General features: G+C 34.5%; 13 protein-coding genes. 12 read left to right on the forward strand and 1 reads right to left on the reverse strand.

Annotated elements, in window-relative coordinates; all coding sequences use genetic code 11:
* Positions 1-69 precede the first annotated feature (69 nt).
* The 3 genes from ACJDUG_RS04545 (at position 70) to ACJDUG_RS04555 (ending at position 5,137) form a co-directional block, all read left to right on the forward strand.
* Positions 70-1,410, forward strand: coding sequence for an MFS transporter (locus tag ACJDUG_RS04545; RefSeq protein WP_406768719.1), 1,341 nt, complete (start codon positions 70-72; stop codon positions 1,408-1,410).
* A 398-nt stretch (positions 1,411-1,808) separates the two neighbouring features.
* On the forward strand, positions 1,809-3,212 hold the full coding sequence (locus ACJDUG_RS04550) for a cell wall-binding repeat-containing protein (RefSeq protein ID WP_406768720.1): 1,404 nt from the start codon (positions 1,809-1,811) through the stop codon (positions 3,210-3,212).
* Positions 3,213-3,244: 32 nt separating this feature from the next.
* Positions 3,245-5,137, forward strand: coding sequence for a cell wall-binding repeat-containing protein (locus ACJDUG_RS04555; protein WP_406768721.1), 1,893 nt, complete (start codon positions 3,245-3,247; stop codon positions 5,135-5,137).
* Between the two features lie 159 nt (positions 5,138-5,296).
* Here the strand turns inward: ACJDUG_RS04555 and ACJDUG_RS04560 are convergent, their stop codons facing one another.
* Positions 5,297-7,177: a hypothetical protein gene (locus tag ACJDUG_RS04560; RefSeq protein WP_406768722.1), complete on the reverse strand. Its 1,881-nt coding sequence runs from the start codon at positions 7,175-7,177 to the stop codon at positions 5,297-5,299.
* Positions 7,178-7,715: 538 nt separating this feature from the next.
* Between ACJDUG_RS04560 and ACJDUG_RS04565 the strand changes: the two genes are divergently transcribed.
* The 9 genes from ACJDUG_RS04565 to ACJDUG_RS04605 all read left to right on the forward strand — a co-directional run bounded on the left by ACJDUG_RS04565 (position 7,716) and on the right by ACJDUG_RS04605 (position 18,955).
* The gene (locus ACJDUG_RS04565; RefSeq protein WP_406768723.1) at positions 7,716-10,151 is read left to right on the forward strand and encodes a glycoside hydrolase family 3 protein; all 2,436 of its coding nucleotides are present in this window, start codon (positions 7,716-7,718) and stop codon (positions 10,149-10,151) included.
* Positions 10,152-10,261: 110 nt separating this feature from the next.
* Positions 10,262-11,668, forward strand: coding sequence for a cell wall-binding repeat-containing protein (locus tag ACJDUG_RS04570; RefSeq protein ID WP_406768724.1), 1,407 nt, complete (start codon positions 10,262-10,264; stop codon positions 11,666-11,668).
* Between the two features lie 59 nt (positions 11,669-11,727).
* Positions 11,728-12,747: a hypothetical protein gene (locus ACJDUG_RS04575; protein ID WP_406768725.1), complete on the forward strand. Its 1,020-nt coding sequence runs from the start codon at positions 11,728-11,730 to the stop codon at positions 12,745-12,747.
* 176 nt (positions 12,748-12,923) lie between these two features.
* Positions 12,924-14,411 (forward strand): hypothetical protein, encoded by a 1,488-nt coding sequence (locus tag ACJDUG_RS04580; RefSeq protein ID WP_406768726.1) that lies wholly within the window; start codon positions 12,924-12,926, stop codon positions 14,409-14,411.
* 137 nt (positions 14,412-14,548) lie between these two features.
* Positions 14,549-15,229, forward strand: coding sequence for a YveK family protein (locus tag ACJDUG_RS04585; protein ID WP_406768727.1), 681 nt, complete (start codon positions 14,549-14,551; stop codon positions 15,227-15,229).
* Between the two features lie 12 nt (positions 15,230-15,241).
* Positions 15,242-15,910, forward strand: coding sequence for a CpsD/CapB family tyrosine-protein kinase (locus ACJDUG_RS04590; protein ID WP_406768728.1), 669 nt, complete (start codon positions 15,242-15,244; stop codon positions 15,908-15,910).
* Between the two features lie 21 nt (positions 15,911-15,931).
* Positions 15,932-16,699: a tyrosine-protein phosphatase gene (locus ACJDUG_RS04595; protein WP_406768729.1), complete on the forward strand. Its 768-nt coding sequence runs from the start codon at positions 15,932-15,934 to the stop codon at positions 16,697-16,699.
* Positions 16,700-16,906: 207 nt separating this feature from the next.
* Positions 16,907-17,773, forward strand: coding sequence for an SGNH/GDSL hydrolase family protein (locus tag ACJDUG_RS04600; protein WP_406768730.1), 867 nt, complete (start codon positions 16,907-16,909; stop codon positions 17,771-17,773).
* Between the two features lie 180 nt (positions 17,774-17,953).
* Entirely contained in the window at positions 17,954-18,955 is a 1,002-nt protein-coding gene (locus ACJDUG_RS04605; RefSeq protein WP_406768731.1) for an LCP family protein, read from the forward strand.
* Positions 18,956-19,105: the final 150 nt, after the last annotated feature.

The following is a 19,105-nucleotide window of genomic DNA, read 5'->3' on the forward strand; positions in this document are numbered from 1 at the left end:
TCAATAAGCTGCTGCAACAGCTTAAAAATGAAAGTTTTGTACTATTTATATTATTAGAGGTGAATATTAATGAGTAGCATTTCTCAAAGAATTGAAAAATTGCCGGTTACCCCCATGCTTTGGAAGGTTTTATTTTTGGCAGGTATCGGATGGATGTTCGATGCTATGGACCAAGGGATGGTCTCAGGTGTTATGGCTGCTATAGGAAAGTCCTGGAGGCTTACTCCAGCTGATTTAGGCTTATTGGGCAGCGCTTCAGCGGTTGGTATGGCGGTTGGCGCCGCCATTGCAGGTATGGTTGCAGATAAATATGGTAGAAAAACAGTGGTTACCGTGACACTTGTGTTATATGGATTGGCAAGTGCTATGTCCGGCTTCGCGCCTAACTTTACTATTTTATTGCTATTTAGATTTTTAACCGGATTGGGTCTTGGAGGGGAACTACCGGCAGCATCTACCTTGGTCAGTGAATTCTCGCCTGCCAAGGACCGAGGCAGGATGGTTGTTCTGCTAGAGAGCTTCTGGGCATGGGGATGGATAGTTGCTGCTTTAATCGCCTACCTTTTAATTCCGATTTATGGATGGCGTGTTGGATTTTTCCTAGGTGGAATACCTGCTCTTTACGCCGCTTATCTGAGAAGAAATATTCCTGAGTCTCCGCGATACTTGGAGCAAAAGGGATGCCTTAAAGAAGCAGATGAAATTGTAAGCAGGATGGAACAACAGGCTGGAGTAAAAAGTGAAAAAGTAACCTTTGTCAATGCACCTGAAGGAAAGAAAGGAAACAGCATAAGTATTTTAGATTTATGGTCAAGGGCTTATGTTAGACGTACCTTTGTGCTGTGGGTTCTATGGTTAGGCATTAATTTTGGTTATTACGGGTTTGTTTTATGGACCCCTACACTTCTTGTAGGCAAAGGCTTAAGCTTAGTCAAGGGTTTTGAGTTTACACTAATCATGAGCATTGCACAATTACCCGGATATTACAGTGCAGCTTATCTAATTGAAAGGATTGGCCGTAAGTCGGTCCTAGTAATCTACCTTGCTGGCACAGCTGTAGCGGCATATCTATTTGGTCAAGGGTCCTCAGCAGCTTTGGTACTTGTTTATGGCTGCCTGCTTTACTTTTTCAGCCTTGGAGCCTGGGGAGCAGTGTACGCCTATACTCCGGAAGTTTATCCTACAAGAGCTAGGGGCAGTGGAGCCGGTTGGGCAGCGGCTGTTGGACGTATTGGCGCTATTGCCGCTCCTTATATTGTTGGACTGGTCTACGAGACTAAAGGCAAACAGGCAGGTTTTACTTATGTCTTCATTATGCTAACAGTGGTGTTCGCATTAGTAGCAGTAGTGGTTGCCCTATTTGGGGTTGAAACTAAAGGCCAAACTCTCGACGAAATTAACGCTGGTTAGCAGAAATTAATTTCTAATTTAAATTTTAAAACAGCTTCGCATGTATATGTGAAGCTGCTTTTTTAAGAAACTATGTGTGATTCAATGTTTCCACAAAGAGATATTAATTATGTTAAACTTCCAAGTTAAAGAATAGTAAATATAGTAGAGCAGTTGAAAAGGGGGCTTTTCAACTGCTCTACTTATATTTTATATTAATTTATGAGGGGTAACTCTTATCTTGCTATGTTTATATATTATCTTCTTATTATGACAGTAGTGTGACAATAATAAATACTAAATGTTAATTACATTTTAATAATTTATAAACAAGGATATACTAAAATTTAACAATAGCTAAATAATATGATATAATATGGTAGTGCAAAAATAGTTAAACTGAAAGAAGGTTGAAATAGATGAAAAGAAGTAAGAAATTAATTGCGGCTGCTATAAGCTGTATAATTCTAAATTCAATGGTTTCAGCAAACAAAGTTATTGCTGCAGACACATCTCAATACACAAGACTTTTTGGTGCTGACAGATATCACACAGCCATAGCGGTGGCAAAAGCAAATTGGACAACTTCTGACTATGCTGTTATAGCAAGAGGAGATGACTTTGCTGATGCACTTTGTGCTGGTCCTTTAGCAAAGGCTTACAATGCGCCCATATTATTAACAACACCTGGTAAATTAGATTCTGATGTTGTTGCACTACTTAATAATTTACAGGTAAAAAAAGTATTTATAGTTGGAGGAACTGGTGCTGTATCTGATAATGTGAAAAATCAGATAACTGGACTTAATATAAATGTTAATCGCATAAGTGGAAGCGATAGATATGAAACCTCAGAAAAGGTAGCTGGAGAGCTAAAGGCGAAGTTAGGAAGCATCACAAAGGTAACTGTGGCAACAGGTCTTAATTTTCCTGACGCACTATCAATTTCTCCAATAGCAGCAAATTTAGGCATGCCTATACTACTTACAAAGACAGATAGTTTATCTAGTCAAATAGTTCAATTTTTAAGTGCTAATTCAATAACTAATTCCTATGTGGTTGGTGGACCAGGTGTAGTTAGTGATGCAGTAAAAAGGCTGCTGCCAAATCCAATAAGACTCGGAGGAGCCGACAGATATGGCACTAATGCAGAAGTGTTAAACCAATTTGATAAAATACTTAATTACAGTAATATTTATGTAACAGTAGCAGATGGAACTAATCATGATGAGTTTGCTGATGCATTATCTGGTTCAGTTGCAGCTGCAAGGACGGCTTCACCTATGATCTTAGTGTACAAATCTATACCTAATATTATTGGTAACTTTATTTACCCAAGACTTATGGGTAATACAAAGGTTGTAGCGCTTGGGGGTACAGCAGTGGTTCCTCAATCAATTGTTGACTTATTAGTGAGTAAGGCAGTTGCCCCAGTGCTAAAGTCAATAACACTTAAGGATACAGCTAGTAATGTAACTGTAAATGCAGTAATTAAAGAGCCTTCAGCTAATCCAAGTATTGGTTCCTTGCTGTTTACAATTCCTTCATCATTGCAGAAGTTTGATACTGGAAGCGCTGTTGTATCTCAAGATTTAAGCTATGCATCATTAATTTCTCCTTATGTAAATAAAACAGTTTCTAATATAAAAGTAAGTGATGACTTCGGGAAATTAATATTTGATGCTGTGACTTCTGCTGGTTATAATCCAGCAGATGGAATCTTAGCTTCAAATCTACAAACATTATTAAATGGTTCAGTGTTAACATTAACTGATAAATCTGGAAGTGTAAAAAAGTACACTATAGTAGTTACAATAAAGTAACCTAGGGGGCTAATTATAGAGGGATGGGCAAAATGAATATAAAAAAGGTTTTATTTAATAATAGTATTATGATTTTGATTAGTTCAGTTTTGATTTCTGCCTCCTTTACAGGGAAGGTATCTGCAGATACAGTTCAAAACAATCTATCTATTAATAGACTAGCAGGAGCAAATAGATATGAAACTTCAAGCATAATAAGTAAATATGGGTGGAGCAATACTTCAGACAATGTAATTTTAGCTACAGGAGAAGACTTTCCAGATTCCCTATGTGCTGCACCTTTAGCAGCAAAGCTAGATGCACCAATACTATTAACTAATAAGAATACTTTAAATAGTCCTACTAAAAATGAAATTACTAGGCTTAGACCTAAAAATGTATATATAATAGGTGGACAAGGTGTAGTATCTACAGCAATAGAAAATGAAATTCGCAAAATGAATATAAATACTATTCGCGTTGCTGGCAACAATAGATATGAAACTTCTATTCAGGTGGCAAAGCTTATAGATAATCCTAAAGAGATTTTTGTTACTGTAGGAGACAATTTCCCAGATTCATTGTCTGTAGCATCAGTTGCTGCTAAAAAAGGATGTCCCATTATACTTACAAAAAAGGATAGCATTAGCATTGAATTCATGAATTATTTAGCTAATAATAGTATAAAAAAGTCATATATAATTGGTGGACCAGCTCTAATTAGTGATAATGTATATAATCAGCTGCCTAATTGTACTAGGATATATGGTAAAAACAGATATGAAACAAATGTGGAAATAATAAATTCCTTTAGCGATGTATTGAATGTAAGTAATGTTTTTATTACTACAGGAGAAAATTTTCCTGATGCACTTTCTTGTTCTTCCTTGGCTGGTATTAATTCAGCACCTATTATCTTAACTAATATCAACGGAGAAGATGTTACAAAGAATTTTTATAAATCTATAAATCCTTTTATTAAAAACTTAAATTTGCTTGGGGGAGAAGCAGTTGTTCCAAGCAGCATAGCTAAAATTCCAGCTCAGGGGCCTAATGCTAAGAATCCTTTAAATGTACCTACATATGAAGGAAGTAACCAAGTCTGTCACCCTAAGGTATTATATTTTGAAAATGGATGGAATGGGTGGAAATACTGGATGGTAATGACACCTTATCCTAATGGTGCGGATACCTGGGAGAATCCTTCAATTGTTGTTTCAAATACAGGAACTCAGTGGCAGGTGCCAAAGGGACTAGTTAATCCTCTAACTCCATTACCTCCTAATAGAACCCAACATAATAGTGATCCACATTTAGTATTTAAACAGGATACAAATGAATTAGAGCTTTGGTATAGGTTTACTTTAAATAATACAGAAGACAGAATTTATAAAATAACTTCTGCAGATGGAATTCATTGGTCAACTCCACAATTTATTATTTCTTTTAAGGATAAAGAGTGTTTAAGTCCTGCAATTATTTGGGAAGAAAATAAATATAAAATGTGGTATATAGATGAAAAGTATAAATGCATGTATATAGAGAGCTCAGATGGCGGATCAACTTGGACAAGCCCTATTGAAGCTAATTTCAATTTAACGGGTGACTATGTGCCTTGGCATATAGATGTGGTTCATACTGACTTAGGATATGAAGCAGTATTTTCTGCTGATAAGAAAGAAGAAATGAGTCAAAATAATAGAATTCTTTTCTGGAATGTTTCAAAGGATGGAATTAATTTTGGAACCTCCAAGGTTATCATGCAGCCAACTAATGACAGTCTGGCCTTTGATAATAAACAAATTTACAGATCTTCCTTTGTAAAGGTAGATGGAATCTATAGGTTGTTTTATTCAGCCATGGATAAAAATATTAAGTGGCATATTGGGCTAAGTCAAGGTTATAGCTTAGATGATTTGCATGGGTATAATGGTAATATAAAGTAACTCCTTTAATACATAATGCTCACTAGGTGGTGTGATCTTATAAGGCAAATGAGTTGAATTAGTATAAAAGCAATAAATTATAAAGGGAAAGCTTTCACTTTACATGTAAGTAATAAAATAGCCAATGAGAAAATATATTTTCTCATTGGCTATTTTTTTTTATTCTACTGCGTGTGGCACTCCCATCTTACCATTATTGTAGTTATCAAGAGTAGATTGCCAATTTAATACTAGGTTTTTATCGGTTTTAGAAAGACTGCTCCAGCTGGAACTATCATGAGTTGCAAGGAAATTGTCAGCATCTGCTATTGTTTGTTTAATAACAGTTCCATCAGCACCATTTGCAATGTTAAGTTTTGCAGCAAGAAGCTGAGCGTAGAGTTTATTTATTCCGTTGGAAGCATCTCCGTTCATACCTAGATACTTTACTGCTTGGGAAGCTAATGTAACATCAATACTCTTTGACCCATTAGTTGTTCCAAGCCATATTGGAAGGTATGGTGATACTTCGTCCTTTTGAGGACCAAAGCCTGCATGGTTTTTCCAATAACCAATAGTTAATGTTGCACCTTGGCTTGGAACGTGAATTATAACATTCCAGCTTGAACTTCCAGTTGTTTTAGTATCATTTGTAATGAAGGTTGCAGTATTGTTTACTGTATAGTCTCCGGTGCTGGCATAAGGCCCAACATTCCTTGAATAGCTATAGGTTATTGGCAATGTATCATTATAATTAACAGTTCCCAAAGTTCCAGCAAGGCTGTCTGTTACATTAACATTCTCATCTACTAGATTTATAGAAGCATTGGTAAAGCTTACCTTGGCTGTACCTGAAAAGGCTGTTGTACCATTTGATAATGCTTTGCCATTTGAATCATAAGCATAGTTTTGAAGTACTGCTGATGCAGTATTAATCCTATCTGATGCATTTGGCAAGTCAGCACTGTAGGTGCCTTTTAAAGTTTCTCCGGCATTAATTGTATAAGGGAAAGTTACTCCAAAATCTGTTGAAGCTGCAATATCAGGAGCTACTATATCATTTATACTGTTTATTACTGCAGCCATAGGAGCAGGATTGTTTACGCTTATAGTTCCTGCAGCCTTCCAATTGCTATCTGTATATCCACTCATACTTACTGTAACTTTATAATTAACAGGGAAAATTTCATTTAATGCCAGTGTAATTTCTGACTGATCTCCTGTTTTATTTATTTTCCAGCTATAGGTTCTTGTAAATGCTGTGTTTGCAGTCTTTGATACATCAAGAGCATAGGAATTTACGGTTACACTTGCTGATGAAGTCTTGCTAGTTTCTATTATAGCAGCTGTGTTTACGTTAGTACCATTGTCAGCGGCTGTGAAGGTTTTATCGTAGGACACACTTCCACTTGTGCTGAATGGCCAACTGCTGCCATTAGTATCTTTTACGTGAATAACATCATTTACTAAAACAGGACTTGATGGAAATTGAAAACCGTCACTGCTGGGACTTGGTCCTTTTGGGATTCCCAAACTTCCAGAGTGATTAGTAATTGTAATATCTGCTGTAACCTTGTAGGTTAGACTAAGATTTGCAGCAGGATAATCAATTGTATAGCTATAGTTTCCTGTTTCACCAGGATCAAGAATAGGATTTAAGCTTACATCAACAGGCTTAGATTCATAGAGTACTGTACCATTAGGGTTTGTCAATTTTACTGTAATGTCTAGATTTTCAGTTGAAACAGCGCCACCATTTGTTACAGTTACAATGCCTGTAATTTTTTTAGAATCTGTTCCGTTGTCTTTCGTTACATCAATTGTATACTTCGACGTACCAGAGTCTCCTTTAAATAAATTCCATACCTTTGGAGCAGCAGATTTATTAATGCTCCAATCAAAAACTCTTTCCCAGGAAGCAGCTGCAGTTACGCTGGCGTCAAGGGTTGTTCCATTCTGTCCGTTTTGTACACTTTGCACATCTGCGTAAGTTGGAATTGAAAAAGAAAAAATCATCATAAAGCTTGTTACTAGTGAAATTAGCAAACTTTTCTTTTTCATTTTTTCACCTCCTAAATAATATTGAATTAAGTGTAAAAGTTAGTTTAGCTCCTTCTAATAGCCCACCCCCAACATAAATAATCAGCATTTTCTCGGCACATTTTGAAAGCATCCAGCTGACCATATATTATATGCATGCACTTTAAACATATGATGAATTACTTATAAGTGTTACTAAAAAATAATGGGAAAAGATACTGATATTTCACATTTGTTTTTATTTACATTGTTTACAATAAATGTTATAATAGTTAATATAACATAATAAATTTGTTATGGTGTGTTACTTCTTAATTGAAGGCATAAGCCAAAAGGAAGCATTTACTTTCTTTTGGCTTTTTTTAATTAGTGGCATAGGACGTTTCTCCTGACACATTGGAAAGCAGTGGCAGGAGAAGCGTCCCTATGTCATGCATTATAGCAGGGGAGGGATGCCAATTTTTTATGGACAAGCACTTCAACTTGGTAAAAACATTTTATAACTAAGGATGAATTTATATTTGAAGGAATTAATTAAGAATTTAATTGGAGGTTAAAAATGTTAAGGTGGAAAAATTCAAGAAAACTTATAACTGCTCTTCTTTCGGCTTCAATGCTTGTCTTAAATGTACAACCTATGTTTTCAGGTAATGGTACTACAAAAGCTGCTGCACAAACACCAGAGGAAGAAGCTGCGGCTATCGTTGCAAATATGACTCTAGAAGAAAAGGTTGGTCAAATGTTTATGCCGGATTTCAGAACCTGGAATGGCAGTGACTTCACTGTGTATAATGACGAGGTTGGAAATATTATTAAGCAGTACCATCTTGGAGGAGTAATATTATTTGCAAATAATGTTAAAACCACAGATGCATCTGTAAGACTTATGGACGGCCTGCAGAGTGCTGCACCTGTCATGCAAAATACAGGGGCTAAAATCCCATTAATTACTACTATCGATCAGGAAGGCGGATCCATTGTAAGACTGGGTCAAGGGACGGTTATGCCTGGGAATATGGCTTTAGGGGCTACCAATGACCCTCAGGAAGCCTACAAGGTTGGAAAAGCAACTGGCGAAGAATTGAAAGCTATAGGTATAAATGTAGATTTTGCACCGGATCTTGACTGTAATATAAATCCTTTTAATCCTGTCATCGGTGTAAGATCCTTTGGAGGAGACCCAAACCTTGTTGCTAAAATGGGAACGGCCTATATAAATGGGCTTCATGATGCTGGTGTAGGTGCTACAGGAAAGCATTTTCCAGGCCATGGGGACACTTCAACTGATTCTCACCTTGGAATACCTGTAGTAACACACGATTTAGCAACAGTTCACAACTTAGACTTAGTACCTTTCCAGACTGCAATTAATAATGGAATTGACATGATTATGACAGCACACGTTGTATTCCCTGCAGTTGATAATTCCACAGTAATTTCTTCTAAAGATGGCAGCACTGTTAATGTGCCTGCTACACTTTCACATAAAGTATTAACTGACTTGCTTAGAACTGAAATGGGCTTTAAAGGTGTTATTACAACTGATGCCATGAACATGGGAGCTATTACACAAAACTTCGGGGATGTACAAGCATCAATAATGGCTATAGAGGCGGGTACTGACATTTTGCTTATGCCTGCTGCAGTTACAAAGACAAGCGAAATAGGAAATCTTGATAAAGTATTTAAGGGAGTTATTAATGCAGTAAATAATGGCGAAATTTCAGTTTCGAGAATAAATGAATCAGCTCAAAGGATTATTGCTTTAAAAATTAAAAGAGGTATTTATAATCCAGCGGGCAACACAGACAACAGAACAACTGACCAGAAGGTTTCAGATGCACTTGCTATAGTTGGTTCTGCTGAGCATAAGGCAATTGAAACTGAAGCTTCAAATAGAGCCATTACTTTAGTTAAAAATGATAATAATATGCTGCCCTTTAACTTGAAAAATAATGAGACTGTTGCAATATTTACTCCACTATCTGACAGAACTACTCTTTTGGTAAATTCAATGGAGGAAGTATTTAAGGCAAGAAATATTACTGGTGTTACTATTAAGTCCTTTACATATACCAGCAGTACAGTTTCGGCAGCTATGAAAAGTGCTATAGACAGCGCAAATTATGTAATTTTAGGCACCTATGGTTATGATGCAAATAGTACTACACCAGGCTACAACTTCTATACTCAATTTACGAGGAATGTAATTTCCTATAATTCAACTAGTAAAAATGTACCACTTGTAGCACTTTCCATGGTTAACCCCTATGATATTATGTCTATACCAAATGTAGGCGCTTATATAGCTACCTACGGCAGATACGCTAACCAGCCAAATCTTGTATCTGGTATAAGAGCTATCTTTGGCCTCATAAATCCAAGTGGAAAGCTGCCTACAGACATACCTGATGGAGTAGCTGGCTACAACAATAAAACCTATATTTATAAGACTGGTTTTGGTTTAAGTTATCCCATGGCAGTTAATGAGACCTTAAGCAATACCTCCTTAGAAAGAAATCAGACTGCCAGCATAAATTTAACTGCAGCTTATTTAAACGGGACTTCTCTTGACCTTTCAAAGGCAGTGATTAGCTATACTTCCTCGAATCCAGAAGTAGCTTCGGTGGAAAAGGGAGTAGTAACAGCTAAAAATACCGGAACTGCTGATATTTATACCTCAATTACATTTGACGGAGTGACAGCTGAGTCTAATAAAATTACAGTTGTGGTAACTACAAGCTTTGATTCCATTAATAGGTTGATGAAGGATTATATAACTAATGGAAAGCTTTCCGGAGCATTAATACCTCAATTAAATAATAGTATAGAGCAAGCTGAAAATTTCTATAAAGATAATAAATTAGATCAAGCTAAGAAGCATATGGAGGATTTCATAAAGCATCTTAACAATCCTCCTATGAGTGATAACATTTCTAAAGCAGCAAAAGATATCTTAAATTCCGATGCTAATGCTTTAGTAAAGAGCTGGTAATATACCTGTGGCAGGGGAGGTTTCTCCTGCCACATTTTTTCTTCCTAATTTTATGTAAAATATGCTATAATATAGGAACTAAGTTTATAATCAGAAAGAAGGGTATATAAATGAGGAATGCAAAAAGATTAATTGCGGCTGCAATTGTAAGTTGTATGGTTTTTAGTCCAGTACTTCCTGTTAACAAGGTATTTGCAGCAGATGCTTCGCAAAGTACAAGGCTTTACGGTGCTGACAGGTATCATACAGCCATAGCAGTTGCAAGAGCAAATTGGACAAGCTCTGATTATGCTGTTATTACATGTGGCACTAACTTCCCAGATGCACTTTGTGCTGCACCGTTAGCAAAGGCTTATGATGCTCCAACAATTTTAACAGCTCCAAAGGGCCTAGACCCAGATGTAATTACTTTACTAAAGGATCTAAAGGTTAAAAATGTATTTATAGTTGGTGGAACTGGTGTAGTAACAGTAAATGTTGAAAATCAGTTAAAGGCACTTAGTATTAAAATAACTAGACTATCCGGAAGTGATAGATTTGGAACCTCAGCAGCTGTAGCAGCAGCACTAAAATCAAAATTAGGAACTATAACTAATATAGCAGTTGCTCCTGGTGCTAATTTCCCTGATGCCTTATCAATTTCATCTATAGCAGCAAACTTAGGTATGCCAATACTTTTAACGAACAAGTACAGTATACCAAGCCAAATTTCATCCTTTGTAAAAGCTAACCCAATAGCACAAACTTATGTAGTTGGCGGTATTGGAGTTATTACTGACTCTGTAAAAAACACTCTTCCAAATGCAAAAAGATTAGGCGGTGTAAATAGATTTGGAACAAATGCTGCTGTTTTAAGTGAATTTAAGAGCATACTTAATTACAACACTATTTATGTAGCAAATGCAGATGGTCCAAAAGGGAACGAATTTGCTGATGCTTTAACAGGTGCACCTGTAGCTGCAAAAACAGCTTCACCAGTGGTTCTAGTTTATAAAGCACTAGATGCTTCCTTGGCCGATGTTATAAATCCAAGTATTATGGGAAATACAAAGGTTGTAGCACTTGGGGGAAGTGCAGTTGTTCCTGATTCAATTGTAACTCAGGTTGTAAGTAAGATTGCAGCTCCTGCCCTAAAATCAGTTAGCTTAAAGAATACAGCTGCTAATGTAACTATTAACGGAGTGATAACTGAGCCTGCCGCTGCAGGTGGAACCGGTAAAATTGAATTTGTAATTCCAGCAGCAGTTCAAAAGGTTGATTCAGGCAGTGCTGTATTGTCACAAGATTTAATGAATGCTGCTCTAACCTCTAGCAAGGTTAATTTCATGGTTAATAAAATTGGAAAAGCTGATAACTTTGGTAACATAATATTTAATGCAATGACTGTAGCAGGCTACAATCCTAGTGATGGAGTACTAACTTCAAATATAAAGACTATATTAGATGGTGCACAATTAACCTTAACTGATAATTCAGGAAGCGTTAAAAAATATACTTTAGTTATTACAATAAAGTAGCTATTTTATCCCCTGATTTTCCAGGGGATATTATTTTACTTAAAATTAGGAGAAGGATCATGAGGAAAAAGAAAAATTATATTTTTTTAGGCTTATCTGCCTTCTTTTTACTAATTGCAATTTTAACAATTTTCATTTTTAGTACTCCAAGGTTTCCTAGTAAATCATCCTCTGCCTTGGATGCCCTGGAAAAGGTTAAAGCTGCATCAGGTAATGGAGAGCTCCTGCTTAATAATGAGGATACAAACGCACTAATTAATTTATATTTTAAAAATAAGCTTAGCAGCGGGGCCTTAAAAGTAAAGGAAATTTATTCTGATATAGAGGGCAATAATATTTCATTATTCCTTCCATTTACCATTAATAAGATAAGCTTAACCTTAAGCACAAAGGGGACACTCTCTTATGAAAATAATAAATATATTTATAAATTAGCTTCAATTAAGCTAGGAAAGCTTCCCTTACCTAAAGGGCTTTTGTTTTCCATAGCAAAAAAATATAGCAGCAGCAGCCTAAGTATTACAAATGGAGAAATTCAGCTTAGAAATATTCTGCCGCTTAAAATAAGCGCACTTACTGTTAAGGATAATTTGCTCTTAGTGAGTATTGTAACTAGTAAGGAAAATTCAAATACTACTCAAAAAGGCTGGAATAATAGTTCTAGTAATATAGTTACAGAATTATTTAAGAATATGCTAAATATTGATACTGTAAACAATACCTCTAGTGGTACAAATAGCTCTAGTAATGTTAGTAGTAGCAATAATGCAAATAATAGTACACCAAAATCATCTCCAGAAGCTGAAAATAATAAGAAGTTAAAGTTATTAAATAGTCAACTGATTTTAGCTGCTTCTTCACTTAAGTCTATACAGGAAATTAAGGCTATGACCATGATGGAGACAGCAGTTCAAAAGGCAATTAGTAATCCTTCCTATAATTTTTCAGCTGATATTACAGAAACTAAAAAGTACTATAACACACTTACAAAAGAGCAGAAAACACATATTAAACAGGCTATACTCTCTAATGTGGATATACAAAATGCTATGGATTTACAGGCTGTGATAACTAAATAAAATTTAACATTAAGTTCCTAATAAACTTCAAGAAACTTTACAACTTATATATTTTCGACAAATAAATAAAACAATTTTTGATTAATGGGCTAATTTGCTAATAGTAGTAGTTAACTTATATAGGCTGATTTGATATAATTTAGTTGAACTATATTAAAATTTGACGAGGTATGACGATGGGCGAAATAAAATACCAATTGGGAGTTAATAATGAATTAATTACTTCTGTAGTTAATTTAAAGGAAATTAGTACAAGCTCTATAATTAATAAGTGCATTAGTTTATATTTTGAAAAAAATAATGAGGAACTAAAGTTAGCTATTAAAAATATTGGCAGTGAGAGTATTGTGCTAAATAAATTGAACCTGGAATTATTTTCAACTAGGGATTATAAGAAAACTGATATTGTTATAAATCCAAAGACAGTTTATGAAAAGATAAGCAGTGTACATATTGATAAAGTAAGCGAAGGGGAAAGAATAGAATCCTATCTATTTGAAACCTTAATAGATAATGAAAATAATAATAGTAGATTTTTTGGCTTCTTAGGCTCTAGATACTCTAAAAATACTATAGAAAATGTATTAAATAAAAATGAGCTTCATGCAGAGGCAGTATATAATTTTATAAGGTATGAATTAAAGCCTGAGGAAGAGCTTAGGCTGGATTCTCTATATATTGCAGAAGGTCAGGATATTTTTTCCCTATTTAATAGCTTCATGGACAAAATGCTTATTTATACTGATTTGAGAAGTAATAATAATATGAAAGCAAAATTAGAAGATTCAAATGCATATAGCATCTTATATACTTATAAGGTAAATAGCAGCACCCTAAAAATAGATAATAAGCCCGTATATGTTAAAGTAAACAAAAAGAAGCTTTATGCAGTGGATATCTCCACTGAAGAAGGAAGAAATAAAGTTTTCTCCAATGCTAATGCAGTTATTAGTAAAGTAAATTTACTAGATATAAATGGCATAGGACAATACATAAGCATAATAGAGGAAAATAAGCTTTTTAATGCCCATTATGAATTATATAAGTTATTAACCTTTATTAAGAGCCAATTAGAGAAAAATGGATTTTTCTCTAATGACTATGCTCTAGGCTTATTAAATTCTAAGGTTACTGTAGAAAATAGAATATTTGAATTTGAGGAACACAAGGGTTTGTTTAGCCAATTAACCAAAAAGGATAATAATTATATAAATTATGACTTTTTCTTTAAGCTTCTTATGCAAAGAATTATTACCTACAGCTATAAAAGCTTCTCCTCTAATAATAAAAAAATTAATGAGCTTATGACTGTTATCCTTACAGGTGCTAATATTAATTTTTTAGCAAATAAAAATCTACTTACAATGGCTTTAGATATAGGAAACAATTTCACTGTTATACCCTATGTAGGAAGAAGCAAGATATTTGGTTTACTCCTGACAGGAGCTGAAAACATGTATCTAGCAGTATTTAATTTTGATAATAAGAGTACAAAATTCTATTGCGATTTAGAAAGTCAATCCTATTTTCAAGAGGCTGATGGTGTAGCTACTGAAGTCTATTCAGACAATGATTATCTTATTTCTGATGGAAAGTTGTATATAAGAAATGTACCTTCAATGGATTGCTGCTTGTTTAAGAAGGCCTTAAACAAAACCGCATAACTATTTATATAAAGGTATCTAATTGGATACCTTTTTGCATTTTTACATATTTTATGTGAAAAATCTTTAAAATCCGACAATTTTATTATATAATAAAAGTTGGTTATATGTAATATTGAATGCTTAGGAGGAAGGCAATGGAATTAATTGAGTATTTAAATATTTTAAAGAAGAGATGGACTTTAATTGTTGTAATTACTTTAGCTGCTGCTTTAATTAGCGGCATAGTAAGTTATTTTATAATAAAGCCGACTTATAAAGCAGATATATCAGTTATAATACAAAAGGAAACAAGTACAGATGCTTCAAAAAGCCCATCAATGAGCTACAATGATGTTATGATGTATCAGCAGCTTGTAAAAACCTATAGTGAATTTGTTAAATCAAGAACTGTAGCTGAAGATGTAATTCAAAACTTAAATTTAAAGCTAAGCACTGATCAGCTTCAAAGTATGGTAACAGCAGCTCCACAGGGAACTACAGAGTTTTTAACTATAACTGTTAAATCAAAGGACCCAAAAGAAGCCATGGATATAGCTAATCAACTAGCAATATCCTTAAAAGATGTAAGTAAGAATGTAACAAAATCCGATAATGTTGGAATATTGGACAAGGCTCAGCTTCCGGTTTCTCCAGACAGCCCGAAGACAAAGCTTAATATAGCAATTGCCTTTTTACTTGGATTAATGGTTTCAGTAGGAGTGGTATTTTTAATAGAATACTTGGATAATACCATTAAGACTTCTGAGGAAGTGGAAAAGCTTATAGGTATTCCGGTTATTGGGACAATCCCTTTTGTTACAGAAGTTGAAAAATAATGAGGTGAACGTATGCTGAATGATATGATTTCAATAAAGAATCCTAAATCCCAAGCTGCTGAGGCTTTTAGGACACTTCGAACTAACATACAATTTTCTTCTCTTGATGAGGAATTAAGAACTATAGTAATTACCTCCACACAACCTGGAGAAGGCAAGAGTACAGTTATTTCTAATCTTGGAATAACCATGGCTCAAAGTGGTAAGAAGGTACTTTTAATAGATTGCGATCTTAGAAAACCTACTATTCATAAGAAGCTTGGAATAACCAATCAGGACGGGTTAACAACTCTATTAGCTAAAGAAAAAAGCTTTCTTGAGGCAGTAAGAACTACTAATATTAACAATTTCTTTGTGTTAACCAGCGGGCCTATTCCTCCAAATCCAGCTGAACTTTTAGGCAGTAAAAAAATGAGAGCTTTAATTGAGGAACTTAAAGGGCAGTTTGATGTTATTTTATTTGATGCTCCACCTGTCTTAGCTGTTACAGATGCTCAGATTTTAGCTACTTATTGTGATGGCGTAGTTTTTGTAGCTAGCTTTGGACAAGCTGAAAAACAGGCTTTAGTTACTGCTAAGGAATTAATAAATAAAGTAGGCGGCAAGCTCATAGGAGTAGTAATTAATAAAATCCCTAATAATTCAAGGTCCTATTATTATTATAATTATGATTATAAATAAAGTTCACAGGAGTGAAATTTAATGATAGATTTTCACAGTCACATTCTACCCTACCTTGATGATGGCTCTAAAAATTATGACATGTCCTTTGACATGCTGAAATCCGCAGCTGAGGAAGGCACGGAATTTATATGTGCTACTTCACATTTTATACCAGAGGAATTGGAGCAGAATAAGAAGCATTACTATGAAAGGCTTGAAAGCATAATAAACCTTTCTAAGAATAAGAATATTTCTATTAATATTCTTCCAGGCCTTGAATTGTATTTGCACCCTGATCTACCAAAGTATTACAGCGAAAAAAGGATATGGGGCATTAATTTAACCCCATATGTTTTAATAGAACTACCTATGCAGCAGTTCCCAATGTATACTGATGAAGTGTTTTATGAGCTTAGGCTCCAAGGAGCTATGCCTATAATTGCTCATCCAGAAAGAAACTTTAAAATAATGAAGGATGAGGGTCTTCTTAAGAATCTCATAGAACAAGGAACCCTTGCACAGCTAAATGCAGGAAGCTTAACAGGCATCTATGGCAAGGATATTCAGACCTTTGCATTGCATTTAGTAGAGAGAAACATGATCCATCTAATAGGCAGCGACGCCCATGATGATAAGCGCAGAACTACAAGGATTGCAGATGCTTTAGAAATAATTAAGTACAAGAATCCAGAGCTTTATGGGTGGATGGATGAAAATCAATATAAAATTATTGAAGGTAAAGAAGTTGATGTTTTAGATATAAAGCCAAACAAGAAGAAATTTAGTTTCTGGGGCTTAAGAAAATAATTAAATATAATTACATACCCTGAAAAAGTTTATTTAAAGCCTATTTAATGAAGGTGGCTGCACTTCTCTTTTATTAAATATAACTTTGGCTGAATTTTACCTGCAGGGTATTTTTTTATAATTCTTAGGATATTGAAGGCATATATCTTTATGGTAAGGCTATTTTTAACGCTTTACATAATTAGGGGATAGGGGGCAATTTAAATAATGAAACAAATAGTGAATCATAGTGCTTTTAAGTTTGCAATAATTTTAATTCTGGCAGCTTCTCTAATAGTTGTAGTTGGCATAGGGCAGAAGAAACAAAATAAATTAACTATGGAGCTTACAGCTTTGCAGAAGGAGGTTTCTAAAAATAGCCTTCAAAATGATAGCAGTAAGGCAAGTAATATTGAACCTGCTGTTGAGCCTGCTTCTAAGCCTGCTTTAAGTGATATTACCTATAAAGGGGTTAATGCCTTAGGAAACTTTGATAATGACAGATGGAAAAATAAAAATTGGTATACCCTTGGTGATGGAATGTCTGCAGCAAATAATTATCAATTAAAGGTAAAAGCTATGACTGGCATGGCTATGGTAACAAATGATGCAGCTGCCAATAGAGTTATGAAGAATTTAACTTCAAATATATCAGCAGAAAAATTGAAGGATATAGATCTTATAACTGTTCTTGCAGGTACAAATGACTATGCTTATAATACACCCCTTGGAACAATTGAGGATAAGGATACTCAAGCTACCTTCTATGGAAACGTTAAAAAGGTTATAAATGAAATATTGAAGGTAAAACCGGATGCTAATATAGTATTCATTACTCCATTAAAAAGAGGGGCTTTCATGAATGAACCGGTATATCCAAATTCAAATGCTGCAGGCTATAAAATGGAGGATTATGTGCAAGGTATTAAAGCTGTTTGCAGCACCTATAATATATTAGTCTTGGATGCCTTTAATAAAAGCGGCATAACAGAAGATAACCTAAAGCTGTATACCATAGATAATTTAAGTTTAAATGAAAAGGGTTATCAAAAGCTTGGTCAGGTTATTGCTGATTATATTAAGACTATAAAATAATGCTTATATATTAATTATTTAATACATATAAATTTAAAGAATATAAGCTATCTAAAAATAATAATAATCAAGCTATAAAGTTAATAGTGTGTTTAAAATTACAGTGGTGTGCATAACTTAGAATTAAGTAATGTAAACTTATAATTTTTAGTATAAATTTGATATACAAGGAGTAATAGAATGAAGAAAAATGGAAAAAGAAAAAAGATAATTATAGCAGTTATTATAGTCTTTGCAGCCTTAATTGCAGGAATAGGCATCTATTCATATTCACTCTTAAATAAAATTAAGAGTGCAGAGCTTCAAAAGGATAATAATTCCCTTGGAATTAAAGAAGAGGCAGTACAGCAGATTCAAAAGGAAGATCCTAAGCAGGAAGTTGTAAACATCGCTTTATTTGGCTTAGATAGAAGATCAAAGGATGAAGCCAGCCGTTCTGATTCAATTATAGTAGCTTCTATTGACTATAATCATAATAAAATTAAGCTCTCCTCCATTATGAGAGATACCTACGTAAACGTACCGGGTCATGGAATGACTAAAATAACCCATGCCTATGCCTACGGGGGACCGCAGCTGGCAATTAAGACCTTAAATGAGAACTTTAATCTTAATATAAAGGATTATGTTACCGTGGATTTCTTTAGCCTGGAAAAAATAATTGATATCCTAGGCGGAGTTACTATTGATGTGAGAAATGAGGAGCTGCCCTACATAAACAGCTACATGAAGGAAGTTACTAATATTGAAAAAGAAAAAGTAACTCCTCTAACTTCCTCAGGAAGTATTAATTTAAATGGATTACAGGCTGTGGCCTACAGCAGAATAAGATATATAGGAAATGATTTTGAAAGAACGGAAAGGCAGAGGAAGGTTCTGACTCAAATGCTTACTAAAGTACAGGAGGCAGGAATAACAAAATATCCAAGTCTAGTTTCCACAATCTTGCCTTATGTTGAAACAAGTATTTCAAAAGGTGAAATAGTTTCCCTTGGTGCAGGTATTTTATCCAAAGGAATGAAGACCATAGACCAGGAGAGATTCCCTGCAGATGGCAATTGGAAGAACTTAATGATAAATAATGTATATTATTTAGGGACTGATATAAAGCTCACAACTGATCAGCTCCACAAATATATTTATGAGGATATTAAGCCAAATTCAGGCGCAGTTACAAAATAACCAGTACTTTTGCAGCAATCAGCTCATGTAACATATTTATATTACAGCTTATTCTTATATAAAAATGAATGATAATTAACAAATAATTATTAAAAAGGAAAGCTTATGCTTTCTTTTTTTGTCACCTAAATAATACCTCCTGATTATAAT

Origin of the sequence: Candidatus Clostridium stratigraminis, from assembly GCF_045310675.1 — a bacterium.
Classification (GTDB): domain Bacteria; phylum Bacillota; class Clostridia; order Clostridiales; family Clostridiaceae; genus Clostridium_AT; species Clostridium_AT stratigraminis.

Coding starts and splice junctions, on each gene's coding strand:
- ACJDUG_RS04545 (WP_406768719.1), top strand. CDS start 70: ATGAGTAGCATTTCTCAAAGAATTGAAAAATTGCCGGTTACCCCCATG.
- ACJDUG_RS04550 (WP_406768720.1), top strand. CDS start 1,809: ATGAAAAGAAGTAAGAAATTAATTGCGGCTGCTATAAGCTGTATAATT.
- ACJDUG_RS04555 (WP_406768721.1), top strand. CDS start 3,245: ATGAATATAAAAAAGGTTTTATTTAATAATAGTATTATGATTTTGATT.
- ACJDUG_RS04560 (WP_406768722.1), bottom strand. CDS start 7,177: ATGAAAAAGAAAAGTTTGCTAATTTCACTAGTAACAAGCTTTATGATG.
- ACJDUG_RS04565 (WP_406768723.1), top strand. CDS start 7,716: ATGTTAAGGTGGAAAAATTCAAGAAAACTTATAACTGCTCTTCTTTCG.
- ACJDUG_RS04570 (WP_406768724.1), top strand. CDS start 10,262: ATGAGGAATGCAAAAAGATTAATTGCGGCTGCAATTGTAAGTTGTATG.
- ACJDUG_RS04575 (WP_406768725.1), top strand. CDS start 11,728: ATGAGGAAAAAGAAAAATTATATTTTTTTAGGCTTATCTGCCTTCTTT.
- ACJDUG_RS04580 (WP_406768726.1), top strand. CDS start 12,924: ATGGGCGAAATAAAATACCAATTGGGAGTTAATAATGAATTAATTACT.
- ACJDUG_RS04585 (WP_406768727.1), top strand. CDS start 14,549: ATGGAATTAATTGAGTATTTAAATATTTTAAAGAAGAGATGGACTTTA.
- ACJDUG_RS04590 (WP_406768728.1), top strand. CDS start 15,242: ATGCTGAATGATATGATTTCAATAAAGAATCCTAAATCCCAAGCTGCT.
- ACJDUG_RS04595 (WP_406768729.1), top strand. CDS start 15,932: ATGATAGATTTTCACAGTCACATTCTACCCTACCTTGATGATGGCTCT.
- ACJDUG_RS04600 (WP_406768730.1), top strand. CDS start 16,907: ATGAAACAAATAGTGAATCATAGTGCTTTTAAGTTTGCAATAATTTTA.
- ACJDUG_RS04605 (WP_406768731.1), top strand. CDS start 17,954: ATGAAGAAAAATGGAAAAAGAAAAAAGATAATTATAGCAGTTATTATA.